At 52.6% G+C, this 11,338-nt stretch carries 9 protein-coding genes; 5 read left to right on the top strand and 4 right to left on the bottom strand.

Annotated features, from left to right (window positions below; all coding sequences use genetic code 11):
* On the top strand, positions 1-515 hold a 515-nt coding region (locus tag IGR76_17490; protein ID MBF2080254.1), incomplete at its 5' end, for an ABC transporter ATP-binding protein.
* A gap of 23 nt (positions 516-538) precedes the next feature.
* On the opposite strand, the gene IGR76_17485 is transcribed toward IGR76_17490, so the two are convergent.
* The gene (locus IGR76_17485; GenBank protein MBF2080253.1) at positions 539-1,519 is read right to left on the bottom strand and encodes a GntR family transcriptional regulator; all 981 of its coding nucleotides are present in this window, start codon (positions 1,517-1,519) and stop codon (positions 539-541) included.
* A gap of 419 nt (positions 1,520-1,938) precedes the next feature.
* On the opposite strand from IGR76_17485, the gene IGR76_17480 reads away from it, so the two are divergent.
* Together IGR76_17480 and IGR76_17475 are read left to right on the top strand one after the other, a co-directional pair.
* A complete protein-coding gene (locus tag IGR76_17480; protein MBF2080252.1) occupies positions 1,939-2,673 on the top strand; it encodes a dienelactone hydrolase family protein in 735 nt (244 codons plus the stop codon).
* A 208-nt stretch (positions 2,674-2,881) separates the two neighbouring features.
* Positions 2,882-3,766, top strand: a complete 885-nt coding sequence (locus IGR76_17475; GenBank protein ID MBF2080251.1) for a 30S ribosomal protein S1 — start codon at positions 2,882-2,884, stop codon at positions 3,764-3,766.
* A gap of 15 nt (positions 3,767-3,781) precedes the next feature.
* Here the strand turns inward: IGR76_17475 and IGR76_17470 are convergent, their stop codons facing one another.
* Together IGR76_17470 and argS are read right to left on the bottom strand one after the other, a co-directional pair.
* Positions 3,782-4,606 carry a PHP domain-containing protein gene (locus IGR76_17470; GenBank protein MBF2080250.1) on the bottom strand — a complete coding sequence of 275 codons (825 nt, stop codon included), beginning with the start codon at positions 4,604-4,606 and terminating at the stop codon, positions 3,782-3,784.
* 37 nt (positions 4,607-4,643) lie between these two features.
* Positions 4,644-6,407 (bottom strand): arginine--tRNA ligase, encoded by a 1,764-nt coding sequence (gene argS / locus IGR76_17465; GenBank protein MBF2080249.1) that lies wholly within the window; start codon positions 6,405-6,407, stop codon positions 4,644-4,646.
* An 882-nt stretch (positions 6,408-7,289) separates the two neighbouring features.
* Here argS and IGR76_17460 point away from each other — a divergent pair.
* Positions 7,290-7,850, top strand: coding sequence for a C39 family peptidase (locus IGR76_17460; GenBank protein ID MBF2080248.1), 561 nt, complete (start codon positions 7,290-7,292; stop codon positions 7,848-7,850).
* 390 nt (positions 7,851-8,240) lie between these two features.
* Positions 8,241-9,914: a GAF domain-containing protein gene (locus tag IGR76_17455; GenBank protein MBF2080247.1), complete on the top strand. Its 1,674-nt coding sequence runs from the start codon at positions 8,241-8,243 to the stop codon at positions 9,912-9,914.
* Here the strand turns inward: IGR76_17455 and IGR76_17450 are convergent.
* Entirely contained in the window at positions 9,909-11,090 is a 1,182-nt protein-coding gene (locus IGR76_17450) for an EAL domain-containing response regulator (protein MBF2080246.1), read from the bottom strand. The genes IGR76_17455 and IGR76_17450 overlap by 6 nt on opposite strands.
* Between the last annotated feature and the right edge of the window lie 248 nt (positions 11,091-11,338).

The following is an 11,338-nucleotide window of genomic DNA, read 5'->3' as shown; positions in this document are numbered from 1 at the left end:
GCAAGTATTCCAAAGGGATGTTACAACGGGTCGGCATGGCGCAGGCGTTGATTAACGACCCGGACGTGGTGTTCCTCGATGAACCCATGTCCGGACTCGATCCAATGGGACGCTACCAAATTCGTGAAATTATTCTGTCCCTGAAGGCGCAGGGCAAAACGATTTTCTTCAACAGCCACGTCTTATCGGATGTGGAGCAAATTTGCGATCGCATCGCCATCCTGGCACGCGGCGAGTTGATTTGTATGGGTTCCCTCAATGAACTGTTGGGAACAGCGGATCTGTATCACGTTCGCGTGCAGGGCGGCAATCCCGACGTTTTGAGGCAATGGGTTCCCGATCTAGAGTTCGAGGATCACTACTGGCACGGTCATCTCAAGGGTTCACCCTCCGATTTCCTCGCTACGCTCCAACTCATGAATGCCCAACTTTTAGCGATGAATTTGGCGCGTCCATCCCTCGAAGACTTCTTTATTCAGCAACTCCGCCAGCGCGATCTCCACGTGAGTGAGTAGCGTTTGTCCTGCGTCTTGCCGACCTACACCAGCCCCAGCTCCCGCTTTAGGAGGTTAATGGAATTAGTGCCAATGTAGTTCTCGCACGCCACGACTTTGGGGGCGCGAATCAAATCATCGCGGGATTGTTGAATCACCTGTTTCACGTCATCAATGCTAGGGTGATCACAGATAATCACCTGGGCACTTCGCACCAAGGCTTGCAGCTTATACACATCCTTAAGCTGAGCCGTCATCACCAGCAGTTCCTCGCCCCGAACGCTGTGAATAATCACCTCCGCTGCCCGCAAAATACCCGAACTCAGGCTAACCAAGCCGACGCAGCTTCCCTTGGGCATTTGGTTGAGCAGGGTAATCTCCGCCGCATAGTCGTAAATATCGATGGGGATGACACGCACAAACTTGGGGCCTGCGATCGCCTCGGCATCACCAATAAAGTAGCGACTGGTCACTACCGTTCCGCCCCGTGCCTGATCCAGCACATCCGCCAATTCCTCAATCGGGACAAGCTGCACCGGAATTTGCAACGCCTGCTCCAGCTCTCGCGCCATGAGTTCCCCGGCTCCAATGTCCTGAAGCGGAGCCGTCACCAACACCCGCGCACCGCACCGCAGTCGCCAGTCGATTTCCCCTAGAAATAGCTCCCGCGCCTGACTGAGGGTACAGCCCTGACTTAACAGCGTGTCTACGCTACTTTGCACCAACCGCTGGGCTTCTGGAAACTGGGCAAGCAGGGGAGACTTGCTTTTCGCCCCACCTTCATCCCCCTGCGCCCGCACAAAAATTCCAGCTCCGGCACGGGCATCGACTACCCCCGACTCCTCAAGCTGGCGATAGACCTTGCTAATGGTGTTGCGGTGGAGTCCCGTTTGCATGGCGAGTTGGCGCGTGCTAGGGAGGCGGTGCCCCGGTGGAAACTGACGCGAGGCGATCGCAAATCGAATCTGGTTATAGAGCTGCGTAGACGCTGGGATATCGCTGTCGGGCTGGATATGAAATTTCACTCTCTAAAGCCTCCGAGATGCTCCACTGCTTGCTCAGAGTCGGCAGTGACGGATGGATGCTCAGGATGCTCATCTACTTGCTCTCAGATAGAACTACAGAACGAAACACGATTGGGACGGAGTTGGGGCGAGATCAGGAATTGAAAAAGACTGTAGTTCACTGAAACTAAGTTGTTGAAGCATATTCCAAAGCTAAAGAAATCATATCGAAAATAGTGCGGAAGGGGTCAAAATTGGCATTCCAAACGGCATGAATCCTAGAATCAAGGCGATCGGTATCAAGTTTGGATTTTGGGTTTTGGGTTTTGAGTAACTCGATCGAATTAAAAACCAGATTTTGCTCTGCGCGGGCAGCGTAACGGGCGGCGCAGGGCTGTTGGGGTTTTATATTTAATCATGTCCGGCTACTTAGCGATCCTATGAGCACCATCCAAACCCAAACCGTTCAACTCACCAGCGGTCAGCAGCAGATTGACGCTTATGTTGCCGCCCCCGTTGCCGCAGGCTCCTATCCAGGCGTGATTGTTCTGCAAGAAATTTTTGGGGTGAATGCCCATATTCGAGATATCACCGAACGTTTTGCCCGTCTAGGATATGTGGCGATCGCCCCAGCCTTGTATCAACGCCTTGCCCCTGGCTTCGAGACCGGATACACCCCCGATGACATCACGATCGGACGTGTCTACAAAGAGCAAACGAAGGCCGATGAACTCCTGAACGACATCCAGGCCGCTGCCGATTGGCTAAAGGCGCAACCCAATGTTCAGGGTGGGATCGGCTGTATTGGCTTTTGCTTTGGGGGGCATGTCGCCTATCTAGCGGCAACCTTGCCGGATATTAAAGCGACCGCATCGTTTTATGGCGCTGGCATTCCCACTTGGTGCCCTGGGGAGGCAACGCCAACGATTCACCGGACGCCCCAGATCAAAGGCATTCTTCATGCTTTCTTTGGGATGGACGATGCCAGCATCCCGGTGGAACACGTCGATCAGATCGAAGCAGCGTTATCCGAGGCGCACATTCCCCACCAGATTTGGCGCTATCCCGGAGCCGATCACGGCTTTTTCTGCGATCGCCGGGGCAGCTACAATGCCGATGCCGCAGCGGATGCATGGGAAAAAGTCAAAGCCCTGTTTCAGGCCGAGTTACGCTGATCGGTTGAGGAATGGGGGCACGTTTGAGCAGTCACTAAGGAGATAGAGCGATCGCCCAAAGACAGCGCGGGCTAACTCCATTGGGTTCCTTAAGACACCCTAACGTTTCCCTAGATTTAGCCCTTCCTATCAGGCTGCGTCTGTTAGATTGAGCTGGAATTGATTATATTGAAGAGACTTCCCCTCGGCTTGAAGATAGGAGGATCCCTTGTCTTTTTCTTCTGACGATTTTGCCAAAGCCCTTGAACAGTACGATTACCAGTTTCAACGGGGACAGGTGATTCGTGGCAAAATCTTCAGCCATGAATCAGAAGGTGCGTATGTGGACGTCGGTGGTAAAGCAGCGGCGTTCCTGCCCAAAATGGAAGCATCGCTATCCGGTGCCGTTGATCTCACCGTATCCGCCCCCCTGCATGAAGAGCGCGACTTCCTAATCATTCGCGATCAGGACACGGACGGTCAGCTCACCCTTAGCATTCGCCAGCTCGAACTGCGGCGAATTTGGGAGCAGTTTGCCGAAATGCAGGAGGCTGGACAAACCATTCAAGTCCGAGTAAAGGGTGTGAATAAGGGGGGCGTTACGGTCGATGCCCACGGACTCCGAGGCTTTGTGCCGCGATCGCACCTAGTAGACCGCGATAGCCTGGATGTCCTGGTAGGCAAAACCCTGACCGTCGGGTTCCTGGAAATTGATCCCAATCAACGGCGACTGGTGCTCTCTCAACGCATTGCTAGCCAATCGGCGAGCATGGGTCAACTGGGCATCGGACAGTTAGTCGATGGCAAAATTTCCAACATCAAGCCCTTTGGCCTATTCGTTGATTTCAATGGCGTTACGGGGTTGCTCCACATCAATCAAATCAGCGCAAACTACATTGCCTCGCTGCCAGCGCTTTTTGAGATTGGACAGTCTGTTAAAGCGGTGATTATTGACCTTGACAGCGCTAAACGGCGCGTATCCCTATCCACCAAGGTTCTCGAACAATATCCGGGTGAGATCCTAGAAAAATTTGCCGAGGTGATGGCTGAAGCAGAGGCGCGACTGCCCAAGGCACAGAAAATGCTGGTGCGGGAGGGCACCCTTCAGGAATAGCGTAATGCAGGAGTCTTAAAGGCGAGATTGCGCCGCTTTTTGAATGGGCAGCAGAAGATCGTAGGGAACCTGGAAGTGGTTGAGGTCGGGGTAGGCAGGCTCATTCGGATTCGTTGATCCGTGGTAATCACTGCCGCCCGTCTTTAGCAAGTTGTAGCGATCGCACCACTCCACCAACTGCAACTGCTGTCGCGGCGTATGGGTGGGGTGATAGACCTCTAGGCCCATTAAACCTGCCTCTACAAAGGTCGGCAAAAGTGCTTCTACCGTACCTGCCTGAAACAGATAGGGATGCGCCCACACGGGCACTGCCCCACAGCTTCGGAGCAGTTCAATTCCTTCGATTGCCGTAAATTTTTCGTAGGGAACATAGGCGGCCTTGCCCTCCTTTAGCCACCGATCAAAGGCATCCTGCACCGTTTTGACGTATCCCGCCTCCCGGAGCAAATTCGCAATGTGGGGACGCCCTGGAACCATCGCACTCGTTGGTTCCGGCAGCGTAATCGGATAGCCCAAGTCACCTAGTTTATCTGCCATGCGCTGTGCCCGTCGCCATCGTTCCGCGACCCGCTCTTTCAAGGGTTCCTGTAGTCGAACCGGATCGGGATAAAAGCCGAGGAGATGGAGCGATCGCCCGTTCCAGATCGTGCTGAGTTCAATACCGGGCACGATTTCAATGGGCAAGGCTTGGGACGCCGCGCTCGCCTCCTCCCAACCAGAAATCGTATCGTGATCGGTAATGGCGATCGCCCGCACTCCGGCCTGATGCGCTGCCTGCACCAGTTGAGTTGGGGTGAGCACCCCGTCCGAACAGGTGGTATGGCAATGGAGTTCAAGCATGGTGGCTCCTAGGGGCGATCGCCCGTTGTTGATAGATCTACATCCGTTCAAGTACCGAAATACCTAGCAGCGATAACCCTAAGCGAATGGTGCGAGCGGTCAAATCGGCCAAGATCAACCGGGATGTGCGGGTGGGTTCCTCGGCTTGTAGGATCGGACAGCGATCGTAGAACTGGTTGAATTTCTTACTCAGTTCAAACAGATACTCGCACAAACGGTTGGGCAATAAATCCTGTTCAACGGCATGCAGCACATCTTCCAATTGCAGCAGGTATTTGGCCAGGGTCAATTCGCTTTCATCGGTGAGGATAATCTCCGCATCGACACCCAAGGCTTCAAAATCAATGCCCCCTTTACGGCTGATGCCCTGTACCCGCACGTAGGCGTAGAGCATGTAGGGCGCGGTGTTGCCCTGGAGCGCCAGCATTTTGTCGTAGTTGAAAATATAGTTGCTGGTGCGGTTTTGGCTGAGGTCGGAATACTTGACGGCACCAATGCCGACGACCCGCGCCACATTCTCAATAAAATCGTCTGACTCGGTGCGATGTTCCTCCGCAAGCCGTTTCTCTAAATCTGTTCGAGCATGGGCGATCGCATCATCCAGCAGATCAATCAGCCGCACCGCTTCCCCAGAGCGACTCTTCAGCTTTTTGCCATCTTCTCCCAGAATTGATCCCAAGGGCGCATAGTCAAAGGACACCTCCTCCGTGATCCATCCTGCTCGCTTCCCCACCTGAAAAATCTGGGCAAAGTGGTTGGTTTGCTCCATCCCCACCGGATAAACAACGCGATCCACCTGGTCTTCATTCACCCGATAGCGAATCGCCGCGAGGTCGGTGGTGGCGTAGTTGTAGCCTCCATCGGATTTCTGGACAATCAGCGGCAGGGGATTACCGTCCTTGTTGGTGAATCCCTCCAGAAACACACACTGCGCGCCGTTGTCCTCCACCAGCAAGCCCAGCCGATCCAGTTCTGCGATCACGTCCGGCAGCAGCGGATTATAAAATGACTCCCCCCGCTCCTGAATCTTCGGCGACAAGCCCATCAAGTCAAAAATCTTGCGGTTGGTGCGGTTGGATAGGTCACAGACAATCTTCCAGGCTTGGATCGTGGCGGGATCCCCCGCCTGAAGCTGCACCACCGATTGACGGGCTGCCGCTTGAAACGCCTCGTCTTCATCAAACCGTTTCTTCGCCGCACGATAAAATGTTGCTAAATCCCCCAAATCCAGCGCATTCGTAGCGTTCAACGCCTCCGGGTAGGCTTCCCGCAGGTAGGCAATCAGCATCCCAAACGGCGTACCCCAATCGCCGATATGACTGAGGCGAATCACGGTGTGACCTAAAAATTCTAAAATTCGCGCCAAGCAGTCCCCAATCACTGAGGGACGCAGGTGGCCGACATGCATTTCCTTGGCAATGTTGGGACTGGGGTAGTCCACAATCACCCGCTGTGGATTGGGATCGGGCGCAATCCCCAACCGTGCATCATGCTGAATTGCCTTCAGTTGATTCGCCAAAAAATCCGGTTTTAGCCGCAGGTTGATGAACCCTGGCCCTGCAATTTCAGGGGGATCGCCCAGATCCGAAATCTCAAGGTGCTGCACAATTTGTTCGGCGATCGCCCGTGGTGCTTGCTTCAGCGGTTTTGCCAGCGACATGGCCACATTGGCCTGGTAATCCCCAAACTTGGGATTATTGGTGGGAGTCAGCATCGGATCGGTTCCGGCCACCGCATCGCCAAATGCGCTCACCAACGCCTGATCCACACGCTGTTCTAACTGGGTTTTAACTGAAGTCATAGCCTTTTGGGTGCAGCCGCCAACGGTCTGTATTTCAACTCACTACATCACCATACCCCGGTTTCCCAGGTAAAATGGCGCGATTGCTCATTATAGTCGTTCAGCACAAATTCGTTTGCAGAAAATTACGTTGTTTTATTGTTTAGTCCCCTTCCTCATCGTGTCGGCGTTCTAACCTGAATTCCCAATGAAGAATCGCTCTCGAAAAATATTTTTCAGGAAAAAATGTGCACTTTGGGATGAAAGTGGGCATTTTAAGTAACAACGTCAACTAAACAATGTCAAGACTGTCCAGGACTTAGAGCCATGATAGCGACTCAGGGATTCACTTCTACACAAGGCGCGTACTCAACCGAGTTCATCCGAATTGTTGAACGATTCGACGACCAGCCCAAATACATCAAGCTGATTCAATGGTTTCAGGCGTCTACCGGACGCGAGAAACAGTTGCAGTTCGCCATGATGTGGCGCAATGGTGAAGACCGAGGCGACATTGATTTTGTTAACGTATTCCGCTCCTATCGGCGCATGCCCCACCAAAAAATTGCGCTGGAGTGGCTTGCCGAGGCCAGTCATCCCAAAACTCTGTCTGGACTCCTTAAAATGTGGACTGGGGCGATCGCCACCGAGATTACCCTCCTCGACACCATCCAAGACTTTCGCGAGTGTCCTGAGCAAGTCAAGCTCATCCGCTGGCTCCAAGCATCCACAGGAGAACAAAAGCAGCGTGAGTTTGCCTTGATGTGGCGAGATGGACAAAGCGACGCCCCCATCGATTTTGTTCAGGTCTTCCGTTTTTACCAGAAACTTCCTCACCAGAATGCGGCGATCAATTGGCTACAGCAAGCCAGCCAGGCGGACACGGTTCGCGGATTTCTACAAATGTGGAAACACGTACCCCCCCTCCGCGGCAGCATCACACTTCCCGTTCCGTTCTACCTCCAAACCGACAACCGCTATGAACCCATGCGCACCTGCAACACTTCAAGCTGCGCGATGGTTGCTCGGTTCTTGGGTGCCTCCATCACCACTGATGATGAGTACTATCAAATTGTGCGTCAGTACGGTGATACCACCGACCACGGAGCCCAAACCCAGGCTCTCAATCACATTGGAATCCGCTCAACCTGGCACACCAATCTAGGGTTTGAGCAACTCGATCAATCTCTCGAGGCGGGATTGCCGATCGTGATTGGCATTCTGCATCGAGGTAGCCTGCAATCGCCAACGGGGGGGCATATGGTCGTCGTCATTGGCAGAACAGAGAGCAGAGACTATATTTGCCATGATCCCTTTGGTAGCCTCCTTGACCCAGGAGGAGGGTACACAGGCGATCCCCGTAACGGGAAGCAAGTCATCTATCCTCGCTATGTGCTAACGCATCGATGGACACCCGATGGCGATCAGTCAGGCTGGGGACGGCTCTTCTACGGCAACCGCTAATATTTTCGAGGATGACAGGACTTACGCAATTGGGCGATTTTGCGCGGGTGTAACCCGCGCAAAATCGCCTAAAAGACTCAGGACGCCGCACGTAGTGCGTAAGTCCTGGATGAGTCATGATCGACATCACTTCGTTTACGCGGCGAGAGGAGTGATGCTGTGTTTCAGGACATTTACATCGAGATTAAATAAATCCCGAAAAATCGGGGGCAATAGAGAGAGCGGTGAAATACTGGTAGGCAGATAGCAATATTAACCTTAAAAATCTCATGAGTCCTGCGTTCCCCGCCCAATGGGGTGGCACAGGATAAGGTCTAGTTTGAACTGAGCCGAGCTGTTACCCTATCTCTCCACAATTGTGTGTTGGCCTCCTAGTCATAAATGTCGTGAATGAATGAGCCAATTACGGTCCTGATTATTGATCCTGATGCTGAGGATCGGGCGCGGTGCCATCATGCTTTAAAGCAGCATCCATACCAGCCTTACACTGTCTATGAGGCGGAGTCGGGCAACGACGGGCTTCAAGCCTTTGGTCTTTGCTACCCCGATGTCCTCATCCTAGAGTTTGATTTGCCAGATATGGCGGGTCTGAACCTAATTCATGAGCTGCATCGGGTGCATCCCGTTCCGGTCGTGATGTTGACCGGAAAAGGAACCGAAGAAATTGCGGTTCAGGCTCTGAAGCAGGGTGCCCATGATTATATTTCCAAGCATCAATTTGAACCCGATCGCCTTCATCACGCCATCAGTGGGGCTATCCGGCAATGTCATCTAGAGGAACTATTGCGGGAAAGCCGAGAAAGACAGCGATTGATTGCCACCACGGCATTACGAATTCGTCAATCGCTCGATGTTCCACAAATCCTGAATACGGCGGTGGCTGAAGTGCGTGAACTGCTGCGGTGCGATCGCGTCTTGGTGTATCAGTTTGATGGCGATCGCCATGGAACCATTGTCGCAGAATCTGTAGCGAACGGATGGAGTTCTACCCTAGGCCAACGGATACAGGACTCCTGTTTTCAAGCCGATCTCCGCAAAAGCTATCTGACCTATCGAGAATACGCGATTCCCAACGTTGATACTGCTGATCTGTCTGATTGCCACCTCAAATTGCTGGAACGGTTTAACGTTAAGGCTAACTTAATTGTGCCCCTTGTCTTCCAGGGCGCTGCACCGGATAGCGAGACGCGTACTCTCTGGGGGTTATTGATTGCCCATCAGTGTTCTACCCCCCGACAATGGCGTGACGAAGAGCTAGAGATTCTCAATGCTTTAGCGGTTCAGCTTTCCATCGGCATTCAGCACGGGGAACTACTGAAGCGCACCCAAGACTCCCTCACCAAAGAACGAGAACTCAACGCCTTCAAATCTCGAATCATTAAGACGGTATCCCACGAATACCGCACTCCGCTCACGATGATTTTGGGTGGAGCGGAACTGCTGGAGCGCTATCATGACCGCTTCGACGATGAGAAAAAGCTGAAATACTTACGACAAATTCAACATGCGGCAGCGCACATGACCGACTTGGTGAATGATCTGCTCTTTGCCAATCAAGTAGAGCTCAATCAAATCCGGTTTCAGCCCATTTGCCTCGATATCGTTGATTTCGTTCAGGATCTAGTCGAAGAACATCAGCAGATTGCCAGTGAGCGGCATAGGATTCAATTTACCCACCGTGGCAAACATCGTGAGTTTTGTGGCGATACCAGCTTGCTGCGTCAAATGATTTCTAACCTGCTGTCGAATGCCGTGAAATACTCCCCTGACGGGGGTCTGGTCGATGTCATGCTCCGCCTCGAGCCCGATGAACTCACGCTGCAAGTTAAAGATGAGGGCATCGGGATTCCGGAAGCGGATCGCGATCGCCTTTTTCAAGCCTTCGGACGAGCTAGCAATGTAGGCACTATTGCCGGAACCGGATTAGGGCTGATGATTGCGGAATCCTGCGTGCAAATGCATGACGGTCAGATTTCAGTGGACAGTGAGGTGGGAAAAGGAACAACAGTTACGATTAAGCTGCCCTGCTCTTGTCCAAATGTCTCAACGTTGGACAACTTATGACAAAATCCGCTTTTCTAAATCTTGCGGTGGCAGCGATCGCCCAAACAGGTAGCCCTGCATAATATCGCAGTTATTTTGCAACAAAAATTCTCGTTCTGCTTCCGTTTCTACCCCTTCGGCAATGACCTGCAAACCCAGGCTATGCGCCATTTGAATCAGAGCAATCGTAATCGCAGCGTTTTTAGGGTTGGAATCCACGTTCCGCACAAAGCACTGATCGAGTTTCAATATATCGAAGGGAAAATGCTGAAGATAGCCTAACGATGCATATCCGGTTCCAAAGTCATCGATGGAAATCCGAACGCCTAGCGATCGCAGTTCATTAAGTTTGGCGATCGCCTCGTCCACGTTTTGAATCAGTAAGCTTTCGGTTAGCTCAAGATCCAGCATGGTCGCGGGCAATCCTGTTTCCTCTAAAACATGCCGCACCGTTTTGGGCAGGTCGGATCGCCTAAACTGAACGCTCGACAGGTTTACCGCTAAACGGGACATGGGAACACCGCGCTGATACCATTCCGTAGCCTGCCGACACACCGTTTGCAACACCCATTCCCCAAGTTGGATAATCAGCTCTGTTTCTTCGGCCAGCGGAATAAATTCGCCAGGGGAAATGGTGCCCAGATCGGGCGATCGCCAGCGAATCAAGGCTTCAGCACTAACGATCGTTCGCGTGTCGGCTTTAACCTGCGGTTGATACTCAACTAAGAACTCACCCCCCTCAATCGCCTGCCGCAATCGAGCAACTTTAATCGTTCGGCTCGGTACTGCAGATGCACTCCCTTTTAACTGCAATAAGCTGGACTGAATTGCCTGCTTTCTCAGTCGGGCGTGAATCGCATCTAGCAATTCTTCACGACCAAAGGGCTTCGTGATGTAGTCATCCGCACCCAGCACCATACCCCGACGCACATTCGGTTTATCCGCCTTAGCCGTTAAAAAAATAAAGGGAAGCGCAGCCGTTCTCAAATTTTGCCGCAGCGCTTCCAGCACCGCATAGCCGTCCATTGCCGGCATCATAATGTCGCACAAAATCAAGTCAGGCTGCTCTTCATCCGCGAGTTTGAGTCCGGTTGCCCCATCGTGGGCACAAATCGAGACAAAGCCCTCCGCTTCAAGCAAATCTGCAATTAAGTCCCGAATCGTTGGCTCGTCTTCAATCACTAGGATCTTTTTCATATCTTAAAACTCCAAGGCACACATGCCTTCCGAAGCAATACCCCAACCCACGCCGAAGCAACGCAGCTAGGATAACGAGTATTCGCACATGGATTTTTCTGAACAGAGATTAATTTGATTGTGCCGAGAATCCATCTTGAGGGCTGAAACATATAGATTCCGGGAGACTATTTTAGCTTTTAGACGGGAAGCCCCGCGATGTACCTGAAAGGTCAGCGTCGGGATGAGAGGCGCGTGAGTTGAGGTAC

Origin of the sequence: Synechococcales cyanobacterium T60_A2020_003, from assembly GCA_015272205.1 — a bacterium.
Lineage (GTDB): Bacteria > Cyanobacteriota > Cyanobacteriia > RECH01 > RECH01 > JACYMB01.
This window is presented reverse-complemented; position numbering and strand designations above follow the sequence as displayed.